The organism is Pseudoalteromonas sp. J2K-J599 (genome assembly GCF_059295115.2).
This window is the reverse complement of sequence record NZ_CM200272.1, coordinates 566,469-593,202: the sequence shown is the minus strand read 5'-3', so window position 1 is coordinate 593,202 and position 26,734 is coordinate 566,469. Positions and strand designations below refer to the sequence as shown.

Annotated in this window: 22 protein-coding genes and 1 pseudogene; 8 read left to right on the top strand and 15 right to left on the bottom strand. The window is 37.9% G+C overall.

What is annotated here, in order from left to right; translation table 11 throughout:
• Positions 1-15: 15 nt before the first annotated feature.
• Positions 16-1,320, bottom strand: coding sequence for a DEAD/DEAH box helicase (locus AC5NT5_RS19455; RefSeq protein ID WP_494513510.1), 1,305 nt, complete (start codon positions 1,318-1,320; stop codon positions 16-18).
• Positions 1,321-1,449: 129 nt separating this feature from the next.
• Positions 1,450-2,367: a 4-hydroxy-tetrahydrodipicolinate synthase gene (gene dapA, locus AC5NT5_RS19450; protein ID WP_494513509.1), complete on the bottom strand. Its 918-nt coding sequence runs from the start codon at positions 2,365-2,367 to the stop codon at positions 1,450-1,452.
• 170 nt (positions 2,368-2,537) lie between these two features.
• On the opposite strand from dapA, the gene AC5NT5_RS19445 reads away from it, so the two are divergent.
• Positions 2,538-3,191, top strand: coding sequence for a DUF6058 family natural product biosynthesis protein (locus AC5NT5_RS19445; RefSeq protein ID WP_138490422.1), 654 nt, complete (start codon positions 2,538-2,540; stop codon positions 3,189-3,191).
• A 96-nt stretch (positions 3,192-3,287) separates the two neighbouring features.
• Positions 3,288-4,148 carry a delta-class carbonic anhydrase gene (locus AC5NT5_RS19440; protein ID WP_494513508.1) on the top strand — a complete coding sequence of 287 codons (861 nt, stop codon included), beginning with the start codon at positions 3,288-3,290 and terminating at the stop codon, positions 4,146-4,148.
• Between the two features lie 77 nt (positions 4,149-4,225).
• Here the strand turns inward: AC5NT5_RS19440 and AC5NT5_RS19435 are convergent, their stop codons facing one another.
• From AC5NT5_RS19435 to AC5NT5_RS19410, 6 genes are all read right to left on the bottom strand, one after another.
• On the bottom strand, positions 4,226-4,990 hold the full coding sequence (locus AC5NT5_RS19435) for a 2-keto-4-pentenoate hydratase (RefSeq protein WP_494513507.1): 765 nt from the start codon (positions 4,988-4,990) through the stop codon (positions 4,226-4,228).
• A 138-nt stretch (positions 4,991-5,128) separates the two neighbouring features.
• On the bottom strand, positions 5,129-5,533 hold the full coding sequence (locus tag AC5NT5_RS19430) for a hypothetical protein (RefSeq protein WP_494513506.1): 405 nt from the start codon (positions 5,531-5,533) through the stop codon (positions 5,129-5,131).
• 295 nt (positions 5,534-5,828) lie between these two features.
• Complete coding sequence (locus tag AC5NT5_RS19425) at positions 5,829-6,173, bottom strand: hypothetical protein (RefSeq protein WP_182671180.1); 345 nt, start codon at positions 6,171-6,173, stop codon at positions 5,829-5,831.
• A 755-nt stretch (positions 6,174-6,928) separates the two neighbouring features.
• The gene (locus AC5NT5_RS19420) at positions 6,929-7,216 is read right to left on the bottom strand and encodes a putative quinol monooxygenase (protein WP_002958660.1); all 288 of its coding nucleotides are present in this window, start codon (positions 7,214-7,216) and stop codon (positions 6,929-6,931) included.
• A gap of 79 nt (positions 7,217-7,295) precedes the next feature.
• Entirely contained in the window at positions 7,296-8,111 is an 816-nt protein-coding gene (dkgB, locus tag AC5NT5_RS19415) for a 2,5-didehydrogluconate reductase DkgB (RefSeq protein ID WP_494513505.1), read from the bottom strand.
• 157 nt (positions 8,112-8,268) lie between these two features.
• Complete coding sequence (locus AC5NT5_RS19410; protein WP_039487557.1) at positions 8,269-9,441, bottom strand: MFS transporter; 1,173 nt, start codon at positions 9,439-9,441, stop codon at positions 8,269-8,271.
• A 116-nt stretch (positions 9,442-9,557) separates the two neighbouring features.
• Here AC5NT5_RS19410 and AC5NT5_RS19405 point away from each other — a divergent pair, with 116 nt between their 5' ends.
• Entirely contained in the window at positions 9,558-10,445 is an 888-nt protein-coding gene (locus AC5NT5_RS19405) for a LysR family transcriptional regulator (RefSeq protein ID WP_494513504.1), read from the top strand.
• A gap of 107 nt (positions 10,446-10,552) precedes the next feature.
• Positions 10,553-11,593 carry a metal-dependent hydrolase gene (locus tag AC5NT5_RS19400; protein WP_494513503.1) on the top strand — a complete coding sequence of 347 codons (1,041 nt, stop codon included), beginning with the start codon at positions 10,553-10,555 and terminating at the stop codon, positions 11,591-11,593.
• Positions 11,594-11,662: 69 nt separating this feature from the next.
• On the opposite strand, the gene AC5NT5_RS19395 is transcribed toward AC5NT5_RS19400, so the two are convergent.
• Both AC5NT5_RS19395 and AC5NT5_RS19390 read right to left on the bottom strand, forming a co-directional pair.
• A complete protein-coding gene (locus AC5NT5_RS19395; RefSeq protein ID WP_494513502.1) occupies positions 11,663-12,625 on the bottom strand; it encodes a sensor domain-containing diguanylate cyclase in 963 nt (320 codons plus the stop codon).
• 323 nt (positions 12,626-12,948) lie between these two features.
• Positions 12,949-13,218 carry a hypothetical protein gene (locus tag AC5NT5_RS19390; RefSeq protein WP_039487544.1) on the bottom strand — a complete coding sequence of 90 codons (270 nt, stop codon included), beginning with the start codon at positions 13,216-13,218 and terminating at the stop codon, positions 12,949-12,951.
• 241 nt (positions 13,219-13,459) lie between these two features.
• On the opposite strand from AC5NT5_RS19390, the pseudogene AC5NT5_RS19385 reads away from it, so the two are divergent.
• Both AC5NT5_RS19385 and ykgO read left to right on the top strand, forming a co-directional pair.
• Positions 13,460-13,725: pseudogene (locus AC5NT5_RS19385) on the top strand (type B 50S ribosomal protein L31).
• Positions 13,722-13,856, top strand: coding sequence for a type B 50S ribosomal protein L36 (gene ykgO, locus AC5NT5_RS19380; protein WP_002958669.1), 135 nt, complete (start codon positions 13,722-13,724; stop codon positions 13,854-13,856). The pseudogene AC5NT5_RS19385 and the gene ykgO overlap by 4 nt, the downstream one beginning before the upstream one ends.
• A 63-nt stretch (positions 13,857-13,919) precedes the next feature.
• Here the strand turns inward: ykgO and AC5NT5_RS19375 are convergent, their stop codons facing one another.
• Positions 13,920-14,306, bottom strand: coding sequence for an OsmC family protein (locus AC5NT5_RS19375; protein WP_002958670.1), 387 nt, complete (start codon positions 14,304-14,306; stop codon positions 13,920-13,922).
• Positions 14,307-14,389: 83 nt separating this feature from the next.
• Positions 14,390-14,779 carry a cytochrome b562 gene (locus AC5NT5_RS19370; RefSeq protein WP_494513501.1) on the bottom strand — a complete coding sequence of 130 codons (390 nt, stop codon included), beginning with the start codon at positions 14,777-14,779 and terminating at the stop codon, positions 14,390-14,392.
• A gap of 551 nt (positions 14,780-15,330) precedes the next feature.
• On the opposite strand from AC5NT5_RS19370, the gene AC5NT5_RS19365 reads away from it, so the two are divergent.
• Complete coding sequence (locus AC5NT5_RS19365) at positions 15,331-18,183, top strand: TonB-dependent receptor plug domain-containing protein (RefSeq protein WP_182673574.1); 2,853 nt, start codon at positions 15,331-15,333, stop codon at positions 18,181-18,183.
• Between the two features lie 547 nt (positions 18,184-18,730).
• Positions 18,731-21,571 (top strand): TonB-dependent receptor domain-containing protein, encoded by a 2,841-nt coding sequence (locus tag AC5NT5_RS19360; RefSeq protein ID WP_182671173.1) that lies wholly within the window; start codon positions 18,731-18,733, stop codon positions 21,569-21,571.
• Between the two features lie 326 nt (positions 21,572-21,897).
• Here the strand turns inward: AC5NT5_RS19360 and AC5NT5_RS19355 are convergent, their stop codons facing one another.
• Genes AC5NT5_RS19355 through AC5NT5_RS19345 form a run of 3 tightly spaced genes read right to left on the bottom strand, consistent with a single transcriptional unit; the run spans position 21,898 to position 26,690 of the window.
• Positions 21,898-23,676 carry a sugar phosphorylase gene (locus tag AC5NT5_RS19355; protein WP_002958672.1) on the bottom strand — a complete coding sequence of 593 codons (1,779 nt, stop codon included), beginning with the start codon at positions 23,674-23,676 and terminating at the stop codon, positions 21,898-21,900.
• A 55-nt stretch (positions 23,677-23,731) separates the two neighbouring features.
• On the bottom strand, positions 23,732-24,952 hold the full coding sequence (locus AC5NT5_RS19350; protein WP_002958673.1) for a glycosyltransferase family protein: 1,221 nt from the start codon (positions 24,950-24,952) through the stop codon (positions 23,732-23,734).
• Positions 24,945-26,690, bottom strand: a complete 1,746-nt coding sequence (locus AC5NT5_RS19345; protein ID WP_024607206.1) for an HAD-IIB family hydrolase — start codon at positions 26,688-26,690, stop codon at positions 24,945-24,947. Before AC5NT5_RS19345 ends, AC5NT5_RS19350 begins: the two co-directional genes overlap by 8 nt.
• Between the last annotated feature and the right edge of the window lie 44 nt (positions 26,691-26,734).

Genomic DNA, 26,734 nt, shown 5'->3' with positions numbered 1-26,734 from the left:
ACTAAACGGCGTTAACTATGACTTTTTAAGTGACAGTTTTTCGCCTTTTAAGCTTTTACGAACGCTTGAAATACGTGAGCGATTTACTGCTCTCGCTTCACCGGTTGCTTGTCCTGATAACTTGTTAGAACGTGTACGGCGTAAATGCGCTGGTTTTTTACCAATTTTATCAATTAGTACTTCACGGTTACTTACTTCGTAACCTTCTAAATATACACGTTTGATTTTTTGACCGATTAACGTTTCAATTTCAAACAAAGTGTTTTCTTCTTCGCGGCTAACAAATGAGATTGCTTGACCTTGGCGACCAGCACGACCTGTACGGCCAATACGGTGAACGTAATCTTCTGCAAGCCAAGGTAAATCAATATTAATAACGCGAGGTAAACCATCAATATCAATACCGCGAGCAGCCACTTCTGTAGCTACTAATACACGTACTTTGCCTTCTTTAAATTCACGTAAAGCACGACGACGGTTACCTTGAGATTTGTCACCGTGGCAAACGCCCCCCAGAATACCATCAAGGTTAAGCTCTTTAACAAGCTCGTCAGCCGTTTCTTTCATGTTTACAAATACAAGCACTTGTTGCCAGTTTTTCTTACCAATCAATTCAGAAAGTAGCTCTTGCTTACGACGTTCTTCAACTGGGTAAACAACATGCTCAACAGTACTTGCTGTACTGTTAGTTTGATCAACACGCACTATTTCAGCTTGTTTTAATACTTTAGATGCAAATTGTTTAATTGCTGCAGGGAAAGTAGCAGAGAAAAGTAAAATCTGGCGCTCTTCTGCACAGCTTTTAATCACGTTTTGCATGTCTTCAATAAAGCCCATATCAAGCATACGGTCGGCTTCATCAAGAACAAGGTGTTTTACACTTGCAAGGCTTAAGTTACCTAAGCGAATATGATCAAATAAACGACCTGGCGTTGCAACAACAATATCTACACCTTCTTTTAAAGCATTTGCTTGGCCGGCGGTACTAACGCCACCAAATAAACTAACGACTTTAAGTGATGTATGCTTTGCAAAATCTCTAAAATTATTTGCAATTTGTTCTGCAAGTTCACGCGTTGGCGCAAGTACTAACGCATGAGGTGCATTCGTTGTGCTGAGTTCAGACTCAACCAATTTTTGGATGATAGGTAAAGCAAACGCGGCAGTTTTGCCGGTACCAGTTTGTGCACTGGCTAAAACGTCTTTACCTTTACGAACAGCAGGGATTGCTGCGCGCTGAATGGGCGTAAGAGTGTGATAGTTAAGTTCGTCCAACGCCTGGATGATTTCAGGAGCGAAACTAAAAGATTTAAAATTCATGCTGTATAACCTACGGCCACATTATCAAGGGTCGCAAATTATACAGCAAAAACGAGTCAACAGTTAGCTTTAAACTGGATTAAAAGCTAAAAATTAGTTTGTTAAGTCATTAAAATATTGATTATCAACTCAAGAAAGCGTTAATACCTCATTTTGTTTTAATAACTGTGCTTTACCACCGACAACTTCACGTTCGTTAAGCTCATTTATTAATGGCAAACCTACTTTTTGTTGCTCATCACTAAGCGGTAAATACGGTAATCTAAATACTGGATTTACTGCACCTGTCATCATCATCGCAGTGTTAATAGCAATAGGGTTTGGCTCACAGAACAACCAGTTCATTAATGGTTGTAATGACGTATTTAACTCATCATTTTTAGTATCCATTAATTGGCGAAACAACCCAGGAATAAGGTTAGAAGTAACCGAAATAACACCGTGAGCTTTGTGTACATGACGAGCGTCGTGTGCTTCATCGTCGTTACCAGACCAACACGCAATGCCTTGCTGCTCATAGTGTGCAATGCGCTCATTGCCGCCACATTCTTTAATACCAATTAGGTTCGAATGCTGTGCTAATGGTTCAATAATATCAGGTGTTAGGTCTTGACCTGTGCGACCTGCTACGTTGTAAATAAAGGCAGGTCCAATATCAAGTACGCGTTTAAAGTGCTCTTTAACACCCGCGATTGACGTACGTCCGTAATATGGGTTAATTTGCAGTGCTGCATCCATACCGCTGGCAAAGCCATATTTAGTTGCTTTAATCGCTTCACGGGTGTTGTTACTACCGGTATTACCAACAATAACCAGTTTGTCACCATATTTGTTTGCACTGTGCGCTATAAGCATTAAATGCTCTTCCCAGTTCATTAACTGGCCTTCGCCTGTTGTGCCACCGACTACGATGCCATCAACGCCCGCTGCAATTTGTATTTCAACGAGTTCATCGTACTTTGCGAGATCAATTTCACCGTTTGCTAAATATGGCGTTTTAATAGCTGTAATAAGGCTTGCTTGTTTAATTTGGTCTAGGGTGCGCATAAAAATTCATTATTTATAAAACTTGCGCTATTTGTAACATACTTGCCGGTATTTTTGGAGGTATAAGCGCACATTTAATTATAAAATCGCTTGTGTTATTGAGTTTGGTAATACAAAATGAATAACTGTATATATAAACAGTATTTTATTTTAACGATACCAGAGGCTTTATGCGTTTATCTGACTACTTAGCAACTCATTTTTATAACACCGATGAACTGTGCCAAGCATTAAACATAGATGCAGATACACTTTTAGCTTGGCAAGAGCGAAGTGTGTTCCCCAAACCAAGTTACTGTATTAAAAGTCAACTTAGCTGCAGCTCATATTCGGGTTTGTATGAATGCGAAGAATATGACGACTATTATCCGCGCGGCTGTGTTAATTGGGGGCAAGGTCTTTTAAAACAAAAAATAGAATCATCAAGCCATGCTTTTAATTATTTTGCGCAGCAATATACTGCAAGCCTAACTAAACTCGCTCAGCAAGGATTTACGTTTAGCGAAGAGCTATTTGGCTGTGAAATAGACGAGCACTTACAGCAAGTTTGGCAACAGTTTTTATGCAGTAAATATGGCGTACTTACTCAAAATGGATTAATAGATGAAATAGTCTCGGTAGATATTGGCAGGCTACTAGTTGACGACATTACAGAACTGCGCAGTAAAGCGAGTTTAAACCAAGAAGAAAGAGCGCTATTACACCCCGCCATAAAGCTTTTAAACAAAGCGCTAGGGCATGGCGCCGATCATGAAAAACAACATACATTACGCACCCGCTATATAGATGCACTTATTTTAAAATACGATTTATCTATTAAATAGTTTTGCATTAGTTTAATTATTTTAGGATTATTTGACGAAAAACAAGAGCTGTTAACTTAATTGTTACGCAAAATATAATTTAAAGGCACTGACTCAATGACAATCAAAACACAAATAAGTGTAATTTCTGCTGTAATCACTATCCTGTCTTTTAATACACTAGCTAAAGCTAACCACGAAATAGTAAATGACGACATAATAAAAATACAGCGTGCAGCGCTTGCTAAAAACACCGCTAATAAAGGTTTTGGGCCACAATCTCCACGCAATATTGATAATTATAAAGGCGAAAACACGGCAGTTTTCTCTCATGCCCCAACTTCATCAAATATGAATTTATGTAATATACACTTTCATAAAAATGCTGAACACGCCGGTGGCGAATTTAGCAAATATGCAGGAAATGGTAATGGAAAAGGCTTTAAAAGTGGCTACTTATATTCAGGCTCTTTAACTAAAAGTGAAAGTAAACCAGCAAAAATTGAAATTTGTCCGAGCCATCACGGCGCGCTTTTAGTTGGCGATACCATTGAGGTGCATAACGTTCATACGTCAGCAATTGTAAAACCAGGCCCTACCTTGGGGAGTTGTTTAAGTGATTCGATTAAAAATCCGCAACTACGTGTTGAAGCTCAAGTATATGTATTAGTAAACGATGCTAACGCACTTGATTTTGCTCAAATAAGCGCCGTGTCATCTGTTAATGGTTACTATCAAGCTATTGCTACACCGACAAATACGGGTAAACCTGTTGTTTATAGCGGTTCAACTACTGGCCCGAGTTACAACGAAGCAGGCTCTCCTTTTCAAGTAACATGGTCAGTTAAACCAAAAGTGGCAAAGGTTGATATAAACAGTGTTGGTAAATGGTGTGAAAGTAACACCTTTAATGAAGATCATGCCCACGGCGTACGAAATCTCGTAATAAATCCCGCACTACTCTCTAAAATCAAATAATTAAAATTTAGCCAAATAAAAACAACCCACTAATTAGTGGGTTGTTTTTATTATGACCGTTAAAATGAGTACTTCGCTTAATGGGATAAAAATGTCACATTAAATGTATTTAAATCTTCATATGTAATACATGTTTGCTCATTAGTATTAAGCTCAACCACGCCACAGTAAGAACCTGTTATAAACACTTGCCCTGCTTTTAAGTTAATTCCCTTTGCTGATAAGTAATTAACCGCCCAATAAAGTGGAAGCTGCGCAAGTTCTGCAGGGTGCACACCTACCAAGTTTAACTCCAGCTCAGTTTGCTTAACGTTAATATTTACAGTACTTGCGTTATACGCTTTGGCTTTATCTATTTGTGGGCCTAAATACACGCCTTGATTAGATAGGCCATCGGCCAGCTTTTCAATGTGCGTGCTTGGAGTGTCTTCATCAAACCTTTTTTGGATAAGCTCAAGTGCCAAGTGGGCGCTGGCAAATGCAGTATCCACGTCTTCATTTTTATAGGTTTTATTACTTGGTAAATCGCTTTGCAAAATAAATGCAATTTCTGGTTCAACAAGCGCTTTGTTATTTGTTGTATACAGTGGGCAATTTTCAGCTTGTTTTATAGGTGCATGTAAAAGAGGCGCTAATATAATTGAGCCATCATCTAAAGGCAGCATACACTTCCAGCCATATACGGTTTGATCATTTAAATAAATCATCAACTTTTGTACTTCTATCGCATCGTCAGTCGAGTCTAGTACTAACTCTTTAGGAAAGTTTGAACGCGCTGGGTTTTCTTCTCTTTGTGCTAATAGATGAGTAGCAATTAGTTTTAGCTGTATTGAGTTGTTCACATAAATCTCTTTAAAATACGTTACTGGTTAAACAGTAAATAGGAAGGATTACATTATTAATGTATTAGCTTAGGCATTAGAACATCATGTTAAATGCCTATAATTAAAATTGTATTTAAAACAAAGCGTGGTAATTATTTAAGTATCAATAGATTTAAGCGAACGTAAAAACAGCCCTAAGCCGCCAAACGCTAAAATTATAATAACAATCAAATCAAACGACGTCATAGTTCGCATACTAAATCGAACACTCGATATAACGCCAAATATGAGTGCGGTTAACGAGCCAAGAGATAGCACCCAGCCTAAAATATTTTTAGAATTATAAAAAATCAGACCTACACCAAAAATAAACGGGATCATAACCATGCCGCCTGTAACGCCAAAGCCACCTAAAGCATTAACACTATAAATGCGAGAACTTAGTCCAAAATTAGAAGTCACCGAAATTGAATTTAGCAGCATATAAAAGCCACCGCACATCATAATTAAACCAATAAAAAAATGCCCAATACCACCAAAGCTTCCACCAGCACCTTTCATTATTAATTATTCCTTTTATATTTTTGACTTAATAGTTTTAGATGGTAATTGCTCGAGTATTAACATTGACCGCAATCTACATAATCAATCAGTGCACACGCGAAAATACTTATCGCGTAATTACATGCCAAATAACATAAAACCAAGATAAAAAACCGTGCAAAATTGCCCATAACACAGACTCATTAGCACTCCATGAAATAGCAATTGCTAGGGCCGTACCAAAAGAGACTCCATATTTTACTATTTCATTTCTTGAGTTTGCTCATTAATTATATTCCTAGTTTTTAACTTATTAGCTACTTGATTTGCTTACTAAAACTGACAGCTCTTTACCATCAATATTAATACTTGCTTCTTTGCCTAATTCAACAACTAAAGAGGGAGCCATGTGTTTTCCACCTAGTTTTAGGTCAGTTGCTAAACTAACAGTAAAATCATCAATTGGCGTTACTGTAAGAGCAAAACTATACGAATTATCAACTGAAACTGACGCCTCTTCGTTTGAATTGACTACTAAAATAGGTGAACCAATTAAGTTTTTATTATCATAAAATTTAGCATTCACTACAAAACTATCATTAGCTTGTGCAAATGAAGCAAAGCCTAACAACGCTACTATTGCGATTAATTTTTTCATTATTATCTCCATATAAATTATACAGTTTAAAGCTGTTAAGGCTTTATTGGCTGTGATTTTTTAGCTAGCAATTTACCCGCTAATGATTAAAAACTTATGTTTTAGCTCTGATGACATAACCAACGCCCAGCGAACTAATATAGAACAACACTCCAAATACACTAATATCAATGAGTAGCTTTAGAATGTCAAAAGTATCTGTAAACACAAGATACTCAAAAGAAAATAAGTGAAATATAACTTTTGATCCGAAATACGCAGCTAATAAAGGGATTACAAAAACAAGAATAGATTGATTAGATTTATTAATTTCCATACCCATGTCTCCGTTATAAGTTTATTTAACTCAGCTCTAAAAATATATAAATAGTTTGCTATTTTGAGTCTCTTATTCAGTACCACTCGAACTATTTACGGCTAACTAAAATGCCATGTTATATTTCTATAATTTACACCAGAGAACTTTAATGTAAACAACAAATTAAATAGGCTATTTATTAGAGTGGGTTGTGATACCAAAACGACTTTAATAAAGTTATAAACCACTTTTGATTACGACGCACTACGAATGCGAATTAACAAAAAAGAGTCCTAATAGGTTTCATTGATATTGGCGAAGTTGGGTATTTAGGCAGGTTGGGGTGTAAGAATAAAAGGTGATGTAGGTTAACAGCACCTATTTGAATATTTACTTTATGACATGTAATTTAGCTAAGTATTTTAATACGTACCATAAAAGGCACTATAAAAAGAATTTAACCAATTGATTTATATACATCAATACTACTATTGGTTAAAAGTCCAGTAACTTGCGTACCAAACGCTTTAAAGTGTGGCTCGTTTTTATGCGCTTCAAAGTGCTCATCAGACGCCCACTGTTCGCTAACAACGTAATCGGTATGTTCATCATCACTTTTTACCGATAGTTCATAACGTAAGCACCCTACTTCTTGGCGCGATGACTTTTGTAAGTTTTCAAGTGCTGTAAGCATCACATCTGCATCAATATTTTTGCACGACAGTGCAGCTATAACCGTTAACATGTGTATTCCTTTTAAAAAGTTAAGGTGTAGATAATCTACACCTTAAAATATTTAGTTTAACTTTGCGTTTGAGGTAAGTTTACTGATCCCACTGCGGCGCAAAGTCTGGTGTTGCTTGGCGGTCGCCACAATCTAGACCATCAATGCGGGCTATGTCTTCATCATCTAATTTAACGTGGTCGTTAAAGTTATCTTCTAAGTTTTTGCGCTTAGTTGATGATGGAATTGTCGTCATGCCGCTTGCGTTAACCCATGCTAAAACAACTTGTGCTGGACTTGCATCATGCTTTTTAGCAATGTCGATAATGGTTTGATCTTTAAGTACTTTGCCTACTACAAATGGCATGTACGCTGTCACATGTATATCGTGCTGAGCACAAAATGCACGCAATTTAGTATTAGTTAAATATGGGTGAACCTCAACCTGATTGGTAAATATTTCACGCGAGTCAAGTGTTTGCATTGCTTCATTTAAGTTTGCAATGGTGAAGTTTGATACACCAATGTGCTTAGTTAAACCAAGCTGCTTCGCTTTTAGTAATTCAGTGAGGTATTCACTCATTGGCTCGTCGTTAGCAGGCGATGGCCAATGAATTAGCAGTAAGTCGACAGAATCAACTTGTAGCTTTTCAAGTGACTTTTTAACGCTTGGGATAAAGTCGCTTTTATTTAATTTGTTATTCCACACTTTGGTGGTTAAGAATATTTCACTGCGCGGAATATTACTATCTTTTATGGCTCGACCTACTTGCTCTTCGTTGCCATAAATTTGTGCGGTATCAATATGGCGAAACCCAACTTCGAGCGCCATTTTTACTGAGTTATAGGCAGTGTCGCCCTCTAAGCGGAATGTTCCCATACCTAGTTCTGGCATTTCTATTACACGTTTTGTCATGGTTTATCCTTATAAAATAATCGGTTAAAAATACAAACTTTTAAAAGTTTTACGAAATACACCTTTTACTTCTTATTACGACTGTCACTTAAAAATCTATGACCTCATAACAGGTATGAGGTCATTAATTTTAGTTTCAAGGTTAACAGAAGATACTTTATGCTTGCTGAATTTCACGTTTATCAAGCATACCGCTGTAGCGTGTAACACCAAGTGCTAAAACAGAGATAACGGCGCCTATCCATGCTGTATCTTGCAGGGTCATGTTCTCTACTACGCTACCACCAATAATTGAGCCAAGTGCAATACCAATATTAAACGCGGCTATGTTTAAACCTGATGCAACATCTACCGCATTGGGCGTGTGCTTTTGCGCTTGCTTTACTACATAAAGTTGCAAGCCTGGCACATTACCAAAAGCAAATGCGCCCCATACTAAAATAGTAAGTACAGCAGCAATTTTTGATTCCATCGTAAAGGTAAATATCAGTAAAATAATACTCAAAGCGCTAAATATAATGCTCAGTGCACTAATTGGGCCGCGTTTGTCGGCCAACTTTCCACCCCAAATATTACCTACCGCTACCGATACACCGTAAACAAGCATTATTAAGGCAATAGCCGAAGGCGCAAAACCTGTTTGTTGCTCTAAAATAGGTGCTAAATAAGTAAACGCTGTAAACGTGCCGCCATAGCCCAATATCGTCATTAAATATACGAGTAATAAACGCGGTTTTACGATTACTTGTAGTTGCTCTTTAAACGTCGCTGGTATTGATTGTTTTAAGTTTTTTGGTACTAAAATAGAGCTGCCGATTAATGCAATTAAACCTAATACCGACACAACTAAAAACGTTGCACGCCAACCAAAGTGTTGTCCAATCCATGTACCTAGTGGCACACCAGTTACGAGTGCTACAGTAAGCCCGGTAAACATAATGGCTATTGCACTCGCTTCTTTGTCTTTGCTTACTAGACTTGTGGCAATCATCGATCCGATTGAAAAAAACACACCATGGGCAAGCCCCGTTAAAATGCGCGCAAGTATTAATGTTTCGTAACTTGGCGCTTGCCATGCAAGTAAGTTACCTAAAACAAATAAGCCCATTAAGCTTATTAGTACCACTTTACGATTCCAACGACCCGTTAAAGCTGTTAGCACCGGCGCACCAATGGCAACGCCAACCGCATATAAACTTACAAGCAAACCTGCTGAAGGTAGGCTTACGCCTAAGTCGTTTGCAATGGTGGGTACTAATCCCACTATTACAAACTCAGTTGTTCCTATTGCAAATGCGCTTAAGGTAAGCGCCCACAAAGCCAATGGCATAGTTATATCCTCATTAATATTTGAAGAATGTAGTTTGGCTAAAATATCGTTTGCAAAAAATAGCATTAGTGACAAAATACTTTTGTTAATAATGCAAAGATGGTGTTGGTATACTTATGGCTGTTCATTCAAAAACTGAAGATTTAGAAACGTTTATAACGGTAGTCGATTGCGGAAGCTTTTCGCGAGCGGCTAATTTGCTCGATCAACAGGTGGCTAAAGTGTCGCGAGCTGTATCACGCCTTGAAAATACATTGCAATGCACTTTACTAAACAGAACAACACGCCGATTAGAACTTACCGAAGAGGGCCATACTTTTATAAAATATGCGCGCGAAGGATTAAATACGCTTTATACTGGTGAAGAAGCCATAAAGCTTTTAAAACAAGCGCCAAGTGGCAAGTTGCGAATAGATGCTGCAAGCCCTTTTGTATTGCACCAACTTACGCCTTTAATTGGCGAATTTGCCAAGCAATACCCTCACATAACGCTTGATATAACCTCGCACGACAGCATTATTGATTTACTTGAACATAAAACCGATTTAGCCATACGCATTGGTGATTTAAAAGACTCAAATTTACATGCTCGTAAACTCGGCAGCAGTCAGTTACGTATTGTAGCCAGCCCAGAATATATAAAAAACAACACAGCAATTACGCAAATAGATGACTTACAAAATCACAAGATAATTGGTTTTAGTGACTCCCCTAAATTAAACACTTGGCCGTTAGTAAAGCCCGCTTTATTTACGTTTTCGCTTAGCGCAAGCAGCGGCGAAACAGTGCGCCAACTATGTATTGCAAACCAAGGCGTTGCGCTACTTTCTCACTTTATGATTGGCAATGACCTAAAAACAGGTAAATTAGTTGAAGTGTTACCCAGTGCAGTTAGCTCACCTAATAACCGAGAAATTATACAAGCCGTGTATTATAAAAATAGTGCGGTATCGTCTCGCATTACAGCATTTTTAGATTTTATAAAACCCAGGCTTAGTTTATAAATTTTGGGCATTGATGTGCTTATCAAATATTTCACATTATTTTTTGACGCTTTTGAATAATCAAAAAGTATAAATAATAAAAGTCGTAATTAAAGGTATTAATCAAAATGGATTCTTTAACGCAGGTAGCATTAGGTAGTTCTGTAGGTTATGCGGTATTAGGCAATAAAATAGGTCGAAAAGCCGTTTTATGGGGAGCAATTTTAGGCACACTCCCTGATTTAGATGTATTTTTGCCTTATGGTGGCTCTGTAGAAGCATTTACTTATCACCGTAGCTTTAGTCATTCGTTATTAATACATTTATTAATTAGTCCGCTCATTGTATGGCTAATATTAAAAATACACGCGGGAATGCAAATTTATAAAGTGCGCTGGTTTTGGCTAGTATTTTTAAGTTTATCTACACATGCCATATTAGACAGCCTAACGGTATACGGTACACAATTACTTTGGCCTTTTACTGAGTACCCCTTTGCGGTTTCTAGTGTGTTTATTATTGATCCCGCTTACACGCTTCCTTTATTAATTGGCGTAATATATACGCTAATACCCAAAATACAAGCAGCAACGGCTTATCGTATAAATGCAGCGGCCTTAGTTTTAAGTAGCTTATATTTATTTTGCGCTTTAATTTTAAAAGTAAATATTGATGAGAAGGTAAAAACTGCACTCAACAACAGACAAATACCAGTAAATGCGTATATTAGTACGCCTGCCCCGCTAACCACTTTGCTGTGGCGTATTGTTGTGATGTCTGACGGACAATACTACGAAGGTTATGCATCAGTATTTGACGCGCCCAACGATGTTACATTAACGCCTTATCAAACAACGCCTTCATTGTTAAATAATATTAGCGATGAATGGGCTATAAAACGCTTGCAGTGGTTTACTAAAGGGTTTTATTCGGTGCGCCAACAGCAAAGCAGTATTGTACTTTCTGATTTACGTATGGGGATGGAGTGCAACTATGTGTTTAATTTTGTAGTGGGTCAAAAAAATAATTCAGAGGTGAGCATTGGTAACTTTGAAAAAATAAGTCAAAGACCAAACTTAAGCAATCTTCATAAAATATGGGACAGGATTTGGCAATCAAATGTGTCTTTAGCATCACCCTCTGCAAAAAATGACTGTAATAGCGAATAACGTCATATTATAAGATTCGTACTAGCATGAGGAAGTGAAGTTCAGGCAGCAATTAAACTAAATAGCTCACTAAAGTGATTGCTGCTTTTTTTGCTGATACATGGCAACATCAGCATCTTGAATCATATCCTCAACCGATTTACCTGTATCGTATTTAAAGTGTGTTACCCCTACACTGTAATCAATTTTGTATGGCTTATTTAAGGTATTATTGGTATGCGCAATTGCATCCGCAAACCTTTGTAAAACAAACTCAGCTTTTGTTTCATCTAAATCACTTAGCATTACTACAAACTCATCTCCGCCAAGTCTGCCTATTACTTCACAATCACAAAATGAACTAAGCATAATTTGCGCAAATTTATTCAATACAAAATCGCCTTCGTGGTGTCCATAAACATCATTAATTTGTTTAAATTTATTAAGATCAAACAATATAAACGACATTGATACTTTGTTTCGCCTACATACATTTAGCGTATGCTCAGCAAGGTTCAAAAAGCCACGCCGGTTAGAGATTCTTGTTAACTCGTCAATTGTGGCTAGTTGAATTGATTGAATCTCTTGCTCAACCAACGTGCCTAAATCTCTTAGTAATTGTTTTTCTTCATCATTAAGGTGTCTAGGTTTATTATCGGCAAGGCATAAAGTGCCTATAATAACCCCTTGCCTTAATTTTAAAGGAAAGCCGGCATAAAAGCGTACTTTAGGATCGCCTGCAACAAGAGGGTTATCAAAAAACCTTTTATCTTGGGCTGTATCTGGGATTATTAAGAGCTCGTCTTGATTTATGGTATGGCCACAAAATGAGGTTTCGCGAGGAAGCTCAGGCGCATCAAGCCCCTGCCTAGATTTAAACCATTGGCGGTCTTCGTCAATTAAAGTAACCAATGAAATAGAAACATTAAACATACGCTTGGCAATACGAGTAACACGATCAAAGCGCTCTTCATGCGACGTATCTAGAATTTTTAACGTTTTTAACGCATGTAATCGCTCTGCTTCGTTACTTGGGATATCAGGTTTAATCATTAAAGCTCAATTAATTTTAAGTGTTTTATGAATTACGAAATGGGAGCGAATATTTTCGAGTATATAACCCATAAACTTATTTAAATTATAAACAGTCTGTCTATTAAAACTAGAACATTACCTTAAAATAGCAATAAATACTTATGAATATCAGTAAGTCGTACTTAAATAAAGATAAGATTAAATCCGCAAAAAATTATGATGAAAACAGGTGGGAGTAGTGGTTGATACAACATTACTACTTTCTAGTTAAAAAGTAGTAGTGGCTATTTAGTTTTATTTAAATAACCACTGGATTTGGCATACTTACAAAAATAAACACTTTAATTTTGGTGCTCATATTGTCCACGGTAAACTTCAAATACTTTTAAAACAGTATGTTGCTCTTTAGTTAGGTTATCAAACCAAGTATCAAACAGCTCATCATCTTCTTGCTCACTAAGTGCCATATACCTTGCTAGTAACTCTACAATATCATTGTGGTTGCAGGTTAACGGATTTACTTGTTGCGCCAAGGTACTGTGGTCGCGCTCTCTTAGGGTTTCCATCACCCCTTGGTCAATTTGTTCTTGTTGTTGTGTTGCGTCACTCATACATAACCTCTGTAATAACTTTATAACCGTATTTGTTAACGTTTTAACTCTTAAATATAGTTATAACAGCCTAAACGCCAATAGCCAGCATTTTTAATTCAAGTGCTTATTTTTTGATTTGTTTGCACAAATAGCCAGCAATTACGCCCCTTTTGGGGAGCATTTAAATAATTTGCAATGAGAGAATAAATACGTCAAATTAAAATGATATATTATCACATATTATTTATAGAGGCGTATTATGAAACCAAATATTCATCCTTATTACCAAGTGGTTGCGTTTCACGATACTGCTGCCGATTCTTACTTTATTATTGGCTCAACCATTAAAACAGGCCGCACAGTAGAAATAGACGGTAATACTTATCATATGTACCTATTGACGTATCAAGTGACTCACACCCATTTTATACAGGCAAGCAAAAAACTGTTGCTACAGATGGCCGTGTTGCGCAGTTTAACCGTCGTTTTAAAAATTTATCGACTGTTAAAAAGGAAAAGGTATGAAAGTATTAAGCTCTCTAAAAAGTGCCAAGCAACGTCCGGGGTGTCAAATTGTAAAACGCAAAGGTCGTGTATTTGTAATCTGTAAAAACAACCCACGCTTTAAAGCAGTACAAGGAATGAAAAAGAAATAAGTTAAGCCGTGGAGCACTATACATAATTAGGTAGCCTGTTAAAGCTACCTAATTTAGGGAGGATTATTTTACCACTACTGAAAACTCTGGCACTGCCTGAATTACTTTTTTTACCGTACAGGTATTAACGGCTGCAATAAGCGCCTTTTTATATTTATCAGGAAAACCGTCTGGTAGGTTAATTTCAATTGAAAATAACTTTTTACCGTTATCATCTACATTTTCATTATTTTGAGTAAGCGTCATACCTTGCGTTGAAATATCACGCTGCTCACAAAATTTACGTGCATAAAAACCTGCACATAAAACCATACTTACTAAAAAGTAATCAAACGGTTCTGGATGCTCTGCGTTGCCACCAGCGTTTACACTTTGATCGCTGATTACTTCTAGGTCGCCAAATTTAGCGCTTTGCTTTTGGCCTTCTAACATTGAAACTGAAATTTCCATTGTGTTTCCTTATATTTATTGCTGCAGATACTTTTAACGCAATTAGCTTAAAAGTAGCGACTAAAGATACATATAGTTTAGGTTTATGAACCGAACAGTAATTTAAAGAACCCTGGAGGCTCATGTAGCTCATGATATTTTTTACGTAAATTATCTATATTTTTTAACGGTTCTTTTGCTGCACTTAGACCCTGCTCGTTCGCTGCTTTTTTAGCAAGCTCAGCTTGGGCAATCACTTTATCAAGGCCCTGCAATGACTGCTCAGGCTTTTTGTAAAACTTAACTGTTTTACTTACTTTTACTAGCTTTATAAATTCATCAATCGCAGTATTAAATTCACTAAGTTGAGTTGCCTGTACTGCTTGTTTATACGCAAGGCCCGTATTTTTCATATTTATTTCAAGATCGACTGGTTCCTCGGCTAAAACCAATGAGCTAAATAATAACGCAATATTTAATAAGAAATATTTCATGAACAACCTTATGAGTGAAAGACGCCGAATTGTATCAATTAAAGTAAAAAAAGTAACTCTACTACTCTAAACTTTGGAAGCTATCTGTAAAGCCCCTTTACAGTTTGTATTAGCGGTGGAAGACAGAACATAATCTTGAATTTATAAAAATAAATTATCAAGCTAACCCTATACGATACAAACCTAAAAAGTAACAAAACAATCCCTAAAAATACAACTATAAAACCATGAAAATAAACATATAAATATTTATACTTTTAAAAATCAATAAGTAAAAAACAATAAAAAAGGCAATCAAGATACAAAATATAAACACATTGCCAATAGGGCAAACAAGAAGTTAACAGAAACATTTTAAACCATTGTTTTAACTATATTTTAACAACCCGCTTGTCTTCTTTATTTGTAGGTTCAGCGATAATCCATTGCCTAAAAAACTGCAAGTGTTAAATCTGGGTGCGCAATGTAAATTTTGTATACAAACAATTACTAATATGAATTTTATATTGCACTTAAGTTTAAAAAAACAACTAATTCATCTAGGGGATAATATGAAATCTTATAACCAGCTCTCAAGCGGCATAAAAACAGCTCTCTGTTTAAGTGCAATTGGTTTGGCGCATACTTCTATTGCAGCAGATGCTGAGGATACAAAAATAGAACGAGTTGAAGTAACAGGTTCAAAAATCAGCCGAGTTGGTGCAATTGCACCTGCACCTGTAACTGTAATTACTGGTGAACAACTTCTTAATACTGGTGCAGTGAATATCGGTGAAGCGTTAAATAAACTACCAGCACTAGGTAACACATATTCTTTAGCAAACTCAGGCCGCTTTATTGGTACTGCAGGTCTTAATATTCTTGATTTACGTAACATGGGTACTGACCGTACGCTTGTACTTGTAAATGGTAAACGCCATGTTTCGAGCTCAGCTGGCTCACAATCTGTTGACACTAATACTATACCAAGCGTATGGGTTGAGCGTGTAGAAATTGTAACAGGCGGTGCATCTGCTGTTTACGGTGCTGATGCTGTAACAGGTGTTGTTAACTTTATTTTAAAAGATAATATTGAAGGTTTAGACTTTACTGTAACTAAAGGCGTTTCAGATTTAAGTGATTACAACAATGAAAAGGCAACCTTTTCATATGGTAAGAACTTTGATGATGGCCGTGGTAATGCTGCATTTGCAGTTGAATACTCAGCTCAAGACTCTTTAAATGCGTTAGATCACCCTTGGACTGATGGTTCATACTCAAGTCTACGTAACCAAGCCCAAAACGATTCTAATAAAGACGACCCTAATTTTCCTGATAAGATTTATACGCCAAATGCTGGTTACTACGCAATTAATAACGCAGGCGTATTTAGCCTAGGTAATGGTTATGTAAATACATTTAATGCAGATGGCTCTCATCGTGACATTTATACTGGTGACAACGTTGACGGTCTTCTATGTGCAGATTGTGATTCGTTTAACCTAGCCCAGTTTGACGAGATACAACCAAAATTCGAACGTTACAATGTTAACTTTAAAGTTAACTATGATGTAACAGACGATTTAAATGCTTATTTTGAAGCCAAATACGTAAACAGTGAAGGTGAAAGCATTGGCCAACCCGCATTTTTCTTTGGCGATCCACGTAATACCATACAAATTGATAACGCATATTTAGACCCAAGTGTTAAGAAGCTTATGGAAGAAGCTAACGATGGTGAAGGCGTAGAATCTATAAATGTACTTCGTATGATGACTGATTTAGGTCGTCGCATTGAAAACAATACACGCGAAACAACACGATTTGTAGCTGGCCTTAAAGGTACGGTCTTTAGTGATTGGGATTTAGATGCATCTATTGTACGTGGTAAAACAGAATTAGAACGCGTCAATGGCGCGAATATGATTCTTGAAAATTACTCTAACGCACTTGATGCGGTAGATGATGGCAATGGTAATATTGTATGTAGAAGTGAAGCAGCACAAGCTGAAGGCTGTGTTCCTGTAAATATTATGGGCTTTGGTGCGCCAAGTGATGAAGCAATCGACTACATTAATACTGTTTCTACAGGTACATCTGAAATCACTCAAACTGTAGTATCTGCTTCTTTGGCCAATGGTGGATTATTTGAATTACCTGCAGGTTATGTAGGTATGGCTTTTGGTGTTGAATACCGTAAAGAAGAAAGTGAAACAAAAGAGCCAAATAATGCTGAAGGCACATTCTTTAATGCACTTGGTGAAGACAAAGGCGACTTTGATGTAAGTGAAATTTTTACAGAAGTATCAATTCCACTACTTTCTGATATGCCATTTGTTCAAGACTTAGTGCTGGATGCAGCTGTACGCTACGCTGATTACAGCACAATTGGCGATGCAACTAGCTGGAAATTAGGGCTTGATTGGACTCTAAACGATGAGCTTCGTTTTCGTTTAACACAATCAGAAGCGCTAAGAGCGCCAAATATTGGTGAAATTTTTGGTGCACCGAGCCAAACTTTCTACAGTGTCGACGATCCTTGTCAAGCTGATAACTTAAATGATTTACAAAACAGTAGTACACGCCGTGCCAACTGTGCTGCATTAGGTGTGCCAGAAGGTTTTGATTCTGACTATGATTCACAAACACTTGAAGGTTTACAAAGCGGTAACCGAGATGTGAAGGGTGAAGAATCTACAAGTACTACTATTGGTCTAGTTTACCAACCAGAGTTTATTGAAAACGCAACACTTACTATCGATTACTGGAAAATTGAGCTTGAAGATGCAATCTCGACTATCAGTGCGCAAGATATCCTAGATCGTTGTGTTGATAGCGGCTCAGGTATTTCAAATCAATATTGTAATCTTATTACACGTGATGCAAACAGTGAGATTTCGTTAATTCAAAACTCAGTGCTTAATGTGTCAGGTCAAGAAGCATCTGGTGTTGACTTTGAATTAGGTTACGACTTTGATGCGCTTGAAGGTAGCTTTAAAACACGCTTTATTGGTACATATTTGATTGAGCGTAAAGAGTTCCCATTCCAAGATGAGCCTAGCGACTACATTGAATATGCGGGCGTTACAGGTGAAGCGCAATGGCAAGCTAACTTAAATATAGAATACAGCTACGAAAACTTATACACATCTTTGAGCACTCGTTATATCGAAGAAGTAAGCTTATACACAGATCAAGATTTAAGCGATAACCCCAATCCAAATAGTTTAACTACTTTTGGTACATACATAATTACTGACATGACAGTCGGTTATAACTTTGATAACGGTGTTGGCTTAAAAGTGGGTGTAGATAACCTATTCAATCGTGAGTTACCTTATGGTACACGTGGTGATGGTAGCGGAAGTGCTAGCTACGATAATATAGGGCGTTTTGGTTACATTACTTTTTCATATAAAATGTAAGTTTTATTGTTAATAAAAGGCCCATAAACTGGGCCTTTTTTACTTTTCAAAGATGAAATTTACTCATTTTATATTTATTAGCAACAAAAATAGCGTAATTTAAATTACTTCACGACAACATAAAATTACATAAATAAAACATTTAAGACTAATAAACCTTCTATTAAAATTTATTAATTAACTAACCTTCTCCTAAAAATTAATATGAAAGCCATAAAAAAGTTCATTATTAACACTTAAATGAAAACAAAAAACACTACATGATAATGAAAAGTGCATAGACAATAAAAAACCTTATTTTTAGTTACAAACTCATATCAAATAATTAAAATTATAAATGTAAAAAACGCAACAAACTGAACTTTATAAAAATTGATACAGAAATAACTCATTTAAATCCATCAAGTTACCTCTCTTCTATTACTGGTTTCCCCGTGCAATAATCGCCGACCTCATAAAAAAGTTATAGGTTTTTATCTAATACAGACTGTATTAAGTAAAAATAAATATTGTATTAAATTACTATAAAATGTCCTTTGGGAAACACATGAAACGTCATAATTTACTTTCTACTAGCATTAAATGTGCATTAATTACTGCTGCTGCAACAGCAAGTAACTCTGTGCTTGCACAAGATGAGCAAGCAACAAAAATTGAACGCGTTGAAGTAACGGGTTCACGTATTTTACGTGAAGGTGCTATTGCACCTGCACCAGTAACAGTTATAAGTGGCGAGCAGCTAATTAATACAGGCGCTGTAAACATTGGTGAAGCGCTAAACAATTTACCAGCACTTGGCAATACATATTCTATGGCTAACTCAGGCCGTTTTATTGGTACTGCTGGTTTAAATATTCTTGATTTACGTAACATGGGTACAGACCGTACCTTAGTACTTGTAAATGGTAAGCGTCATGTATCAAGCTCTGCAGGCTCTCAAGCTGTGGATACCAATACTATTCCAAGTGTATGGGTCGAGCGTGTAGAAATTATCACTGGTGGTGCATCCGCTGTATATGGAGCTGACGCGGTAACAGGTGTTGTAAACTTTATATTAAAAGACAACATTGAAGGTATGGATTTTAGTGTTACCCGAGGTTTTGCCGATTTAAACAGCTACAACAACGAAAAAGCGACGTTCTCTTACGGCTCTAATTTTGATAACGGCCGTGGTAATGCCGCTTTTGCTATTGAGTACTCTGGCCAAGATTCATTAAATGCACTTGACCACCCTTGGACTAGTACTTCGTTTAGTAGTTTACGTAATCAAGCCCAAACAGATGCAAACAAAGATAGCGCAGCCTTCCCAGACAAAATCTTAACACCTAATGCTGGTTATTACGCAATTAATAACGCCGGTGTTTATGCACTTGAAGATGGATATACTAATAGCTTTAACGCCGACAGTAGCGCTCGCGACTTATACATAGGTGATAATGTAGATGGCTTGTCATGTGCAAACTGTGATTCGTTTAATCTTGGTCAATTTGAAGAGATTCAACCTGAGTTCGAGCGCTACAACGTAAACTTTAAAGTTAACTACGATGTTACCGACGACTTAAATGTCTACTTTGATGCAAAATACGTAAACAGCCAAGGCGAAAGCATAGGCCAACCTGCATTTTTCTTTTTCGACAGCGACAATAGCATTAAAATCGACAACCCTTACCTAGACCCAGCCATCAAAGCACGTATGCAAGAGGAAGGTGTTGATTCAATCATGGTTAACCGCATGATGACCGACCTTGGCCGCCGCATTGAAAACAATACGCGTGAAACAACGCGCTTTGTTACCGGCTTAAAAGGTACTGTATTTGAAGATTGGGAATTAGATACATCAGTTGTTTATGGCCAAACTGATCTTGAGCGTGAAAACGGCGCTAACATGATTTTAGCCAACTACTTTAATGCACTTGATGCCGTTGAAGATACAAATGGTAACGTAGTATGTCGTAGCGCTGCTGCACAAGCTGACGGCTGTGTACCTGTAAATATTATGGGTTTTGGCGCACCATCTCAACAAGCTATTGATTACATAAATACAGTATCAGTTGGTACCTCAACAATTAAGCAAACGGTTGTTTCTGGCTCACTTGCTAATGGCGCTATTTTTGAATTACCAGCAGGTTATGTAGGTGTTGCATTTGGTGCAGAGTACCGTAAAGAAGAAAGCGAAACTAAAGAGCCAGATAACGCAGAAGGTACTTTCTTTAACGCACTGGGCGAAGATAAAGGCTCGTTCAACGTACGCGAAGTATTTTTTGAAGCGACGATGCCAATTTTAACTGATTTGCCGCTTATCCAAGATTTAGTATTTGACACTGCAGTACGTCATGCTGACTACAGTACGATTGGCGAAGCCACTAGCTGGAAACTTGGCCTTGATTGGACTGTAAATGATGAGCTACGTGTACGTGTAACACAATCTGCAGCACTTCGTGCGCCAAACATTAGTGAAGTATTTGGTGCACCGAGTCAAACTTTCTACAATGTAGACGACCCGTGTCGCGCTGAAAACTTAGGTGACTTATCAAACGGTGCAACACGTACTGCAAACTGTGCCGCATTAGGCGTAGCGAGTGACTTTAATTCAGATTACGATTCAGCCTCTTTAGATGGTTTAAGCAGTGGTAACCGCGATGTTAAAGGCGAAGAGTCAACAAGTACAACTGTAGGCATTGTTTACCAACCAGAGTTTTTAGAAAACGCGCTACTTACTATTGATTACTGGGAAATTGAACTTGAAGATGCAATTGACACAATTAACGCGCAAGACATTCTTGATCGCTGTGTTGATAGCGCAACAGGTATAAACAATCAGTACTGTAACTTAATTACACGTAATGCTAATGGTGAAATTACTTTAATACAAAACTCTGTATTAAATGTTGCTGGCCAAAAAGCATCAGGGATAGATTTTGAACTAGGTTACGACTTTGACGCGCTTGAAGGTAGCTTTAAAACCCGCTTAATTGGTACTTACTTAATTGAACGTAAAGATTACCCGTTCCAAGACGACCCTAGTAACTACATTGAATACGCAGGTACTACAGGTGAAGCTAAGTGGCAAACTAACTTATCTGTAAGTTATGTTATGGATAACTTTTTCTCAACAGTTGAAACACGCTTTTTAAGTGAAGTAGATTTATATACAAATGTTGAGCTTGAAAATAACCCGAACCCAAGTAATCAAATGTCTTACGGTAAATACTTTATTACCGATATGACTGTTGGTTACAACTTCGATAGCGGTTTAGGCGTTAAAGTAGGTGTTGATAACGTATTTAATCGTAAACTTCCGTACGGTTCACGTGGTACAAGCGCGGGCAGCGCAAGTTACGACAACATTGGCCGCTTTGGCTACATTAACTTAAGCTACAGCTTATAATTAATAAAATAACTTATTAGGGCGTGTTGATCATTGGTGGGTGAATTTGCAGCAGTATGTTTGGTTTTTAGGCAAGGCAGAGCCTATGTAGTGTGGTTATTCCCCATAAATAGGCGATAACGCAGCATAAATACCAAACATGCGCTGCCCGAAGGGTTCTTTCTAGGGGCAATTAACTCTTTGTTGCTCGGTTTTTACTTAGCCCACTAGGTTACAAACCTCGCGTCGCGATTTAATTGCCCCTAGATTGAACAAATTTCAATCCACAAAGATCAACACGCCCTAGTTAAAACAAAGGCTCGCAGTGCGAGCCTTTTTTATACACTTTATTTAATATTACTCAGCCACACGCTTTGGTATGGTTCTAGCTCTATTGTTAATTGGCTTTCTTCAATCGTTTTATCTGCCACCAAATCAAACCACTTTTGGGTGTTAATTAAGTTTAAGTCGGCCAATGTGAGTGTTTGTGGTTTATCGCTAATGTTATAAACACAAAATATGCTTTGGCGTCTGTCTATACTTTGTCGCCAAAAACCAAATAATCCCCCTGCTAAATGCAGCGTAAACTGTGTAGCATTTGGGTGGAAGGCACTTTGCTTTTTGCGTACTGCCAATAAACTTTTTATGCCGTTAAACACTTTATGATGATGACTGTACTTTTCACCAATTGCCGCCAGTAGCTTTGACTCTTGCCACCGATGGCGATTAATAGCACGGTTATGCTGTGAATTTTCAAAGCGTTCGTAATCGTTAGTTGTACCCAACAAACTATGAATATAAAGCCCTGGGATACCTTCTAGCGCAAACATAATTGCGTGAGCACACATAAACCGCTCCAGGCCAAACTTATCCGGGCCATTGTGCGTCCCTTGGAGAGCATCAAATAAAGCAATATTTAGCTCGTACGGTGTATGTGTGCCATCGTTACTTGTACGCATAGATACACGACCACCAAATTGCATTGTGGTACTTACTAGAGATGCCACTTCACTGGGTTGCAATAAACCTTCAATTGGTCTGAGCCCTATTCCATCGTGCGAGGCTATAAAATTAAAGTATGCCGTACCATTTTGCGCAGGCGGCATGCTCATCATCCAATGCTTAATTGCAGTGCTATCGCCACTAAGTAATGTATGAAGCAATAAAGGCGGCAGTGCAAAGTTATAAATACTGTGCGCTTCGTTGGCATTACCAAAATAAGACAGGTTTTCTTGGTTTGGAATATTGGTTTCGGTAATTATAACTACGCTGGGCTCTGCGTGCTCAATAAGTGTTCGCATTAGCCTTACTGCTTCATGTGTTTGCGGCAAGTTAATGCAACTTGTATTAAGCTGTTTCCACAAAAATGCAACCGCATCGAGTCTAAATAAACGCACGCCATTGTCTAAATAATGCCTAATTATTCCCACAAACTCTTTAAGTACCTCGGGGTTTGCAAAATCAAAATCAACCTGATCGTGACTAAAGGTACACCACACGTGTTTTTCGCCGCTTGGCGTAGTTACAGTATTTAATAACGATGAGGTTCGCGGGCGAACAACTTGGCTTAAATCATCCGTTAAGCTCGCCGTTTTGAAATAATCTTTACCCGGGTGTAAATCATTTAAAAAGTTCTCAAACCATACACTTCTGCTTGAGCAATGGTTAATAACTAAATCCGCCATTAGCTTTACGTCTTTAGCGATGTTTTGAATATCTCCCCAATCACCCAAGGACTCGTTCACTTGCACGTAGTTCATTACGGCAAAGCCTTCGTCTGAGCTGTACGGGTAAAATGGCAATATATGCAGCGCATTTAACTGCATATCACATTGCTCTTTTATAAACCTGTGTAGTGTTTTAAGCGGTGCCTCCATTGGGCTCGATACGGCAAATTCGCTATCATCGTGTTTAATAATAGAGTCGCCATAAGCAATCAATACTATATCTTGTTCATCCCACCGGTTTGTATGGGGTGTCGGGTCGCGCAGTGCATTGCTACCTAATATAATTTTAATAAGTTGCTGAGCAAGCTCAGTAACCGATAAAGGCAGCTCAACACCCTCATAAATAATATGAAGATGTTGCTCTACTCGTTGTAAAAATAATTCGCTAACTGTGCTCACATGCGCCCCTAATATTTATTATTTAGACTTATAGGCTAGTTAACCTGCACGCAGGTTAACTATATTCTTCGTTATCTAGCTCTACGGCTTCTTTTAAGCGCTCAAGTACGTCTGGCATTGCTGATACAACACGGTTCCAACTTGGCACAAATGGCGCTTCCATTGGGTTTTCTAAAAAGTGTTGCCCTGCTTCCATAATATTTTGTGCAAACATTTCTACTGCTTTTTCTTCTTGGTGTACATCAAGCGTTAACCCGTTCATTAACGCATCGTTATGATACGTTTCTATAAAATCTAGACCGATACGGTAATAAGTCGCTTTTAATGAACGAATTGTTTCGCTGGTAAAAGTAACACCTTGAGTCGCCAGCTTTCTAAACAATGCCTTAGTAATATCAATCGACATTTTAGACAAGCCTGCACTTTGATCATCAAGTGAAAGTTCTTGGTGTTTATGATCGTAATTATCGGCAATATCTACTTGGCACAAGCGGTTATGCGAATAGTTACGATACATTTCACTCAGTACGCCTATTTCAAGGCCCCAATCACTTGGGATACGAATATCGTTTAATACATCGCGTCTAAACGAAAACTCACCTGCAAGTGGGTATCTAAAAGAGTCCATATATTCAAGGTAGTCGGTATTGCCTAAAATTGTTTTAAATGAGCGAAGCAATGGCGTTACTAATAAGCGCGATACACGGCCATTAATTTTGCCATTAGCAGTACGCGGGTAAAACCCTTTACAAAATTCATAGTTAAAACGCGGATGCGCAACGGGGTAAATTAAGCGAGCAAGTAGGCTTCTGTCGTAGGTTAAAATATCACAATCATGCAGTGCGATAGACTCTACTTCTGCTGTTGCTAATTTATAGCCCATGCAGTACCACACATTACGCCCTTTACCCAGCTCGCGTGGGGCAACACCTAGCTCTTGTAATTCTTTATCTAGTGCTTGTAAGCGTGGGCCGTCGTTCCATAATACTTTATGATTTTGGTTTAGCTCTTTAAAAAAGCCTAGTGCATGACGGTATTGTGCTTCGTCGGCTCTATCTAAGCCTATCGTAATTTGTGATAAATACGGTACTTCACGCAACTCGCTAACTATATTTTGCAGCGCAGGGCCTTCAAGTTCACTAAATAGCGAAGGAAGTATTAACCCCATAGGGCGCTGCTTACTAAAAGTAAGTAGCTCTTTTTCTAGGTCTTCTATTGGTCTGTCGGCAATATTATGTAGTGTTGTAATAATACCATTTTGGTAAAAATCAGCCATGAGATGTTTGCTCCTCAGAAATACTTAAAATACTGCTAATACACGGCAACGACGTTATTTCTTCAATCCAACCCAGCGGTGCTGGTGATTGAGAATATCGTGCTTTGTTGTGCGACAATTTAACCGGCTTTTTACTCGCCGGATTGGCGATAATAATGGCGATATTTGCATGCTCTAACATTTGCTTATCGTTATCGCTATCACCCAATGCAATGACCGTGAGAGGCTTTCTGAAATGATGGGTAAACTGTTTAACTAACCACTGCTGTGCAGCGCTTTTATCGGTATTTTTGGCAATATGAATGAAGCGCCCACCAATTTTTATATCGTAGCCGAGTGCTTCAACATCGTTTACAAAAGCTGTGAGTAATTCGTCATTGCCATACCAATAAAGAGGGTCTGAATAATCGCGGGTTTGTGCGCGTCTTGCTTGCGCATCATCGAGACCTGTAAGTTCTGATATTTGCTCACTCGATAAGTCACTAAACAATTTGTAATGTGCTTTATAATCTGCCTTTAAAGTATTTAAGTCCTTTAATAAACTCGATAGCGGCTTTGCCATTGCGTAGCACCAATACGCGCCTATTTTTTTGCAACCTATAGGCTTTAATTCAAAATAATCTTCTGGAATAAATACCGCAGCACCGTTTTCTACAATAAAAGGCTGCTGAATGTTTAAATCGTTTTTAAGCTCTATAACTTCGCAAAAAGTTTTGCTGGTATTAAACACCACAGGAATATGCGCATTTTGCAGCTGCTGTAATAACTCACTGATATTATTCGTATTGTAATCGGCGTGATCGAGTAGTGTACCGTCCAAATCTGTAAAAATAATAGGTTGAAGGGTGTCATCACTCGTTAGGTGCATACCGCTAATATCGCGATTGCTATCAAGTTCAATTAAAGCATTTGCTTTAGCGCTCAGTGTGTTTAAGTTCTCACGCGTAATGCGCTCAAAATGAGAAATAAAATACACCAATTGCTCGTTAGTCATGGTGCCTGAGCCTTCACCTTTTTTGGCTATTAGCTTTTGTTCTTGCTCTTGTCGCCATGTAAAAACATCACTAAAACTCGGTGCTTTTAGCATAACGGTATAATCAATTAGGTTAAAAACGGCTTTATATTCGTTTGCCAAACAGCTGTTTACACAGCGGCGCCAAACGCCTTCTTTATCAAATTGTTGCTCTAACTCGTTAAGCGGCTCACTCAATGAAAACAACGGTTGTGGCTCACTGCCCACGCACCACCCTTCTAAAATAACAATATCAACTGGCTTTTCGTTTGTTAGCCAATCACTTGCTGGCACGCAGTCGTCTTCGTGTTTATTAAAACGTGGAAGCGGTACGTTTACCTCTCCTGCCAGTAAGTTAGTTATTGTGCTATTCATTAACGCTACATCGTGAGTACCCGGTACTCCGCGAGTAGTAAAAAGAGGATGTACGTCTTTGGCAAGTTCACTACGTGCTTGTTTTGCTAAATAAAAGTCATCAATAGACAATGCAACACTGTTAAGTGGTGTGTTTTTAGAAAACCACGTAACTAAAAAATCAGCGAGTGTTGTTTTTCCTGAGCCTTGGCATCCATTTATGGCAACAAAAATAGGAGTATTTGTTTTTTTAGATTCGAGGATGTCATGCGCAAGTGGAACAAAATATTGCTCACTCAAATATTGATACTTTAAAGGCAGTTGGTGTTTTGCTAAAAACGGGGTTATATCCACAATATTGGCCTCTGACATAGTAACTCCTTTGCATACAATGCGTTCTGGAAGTTAAATGCAGA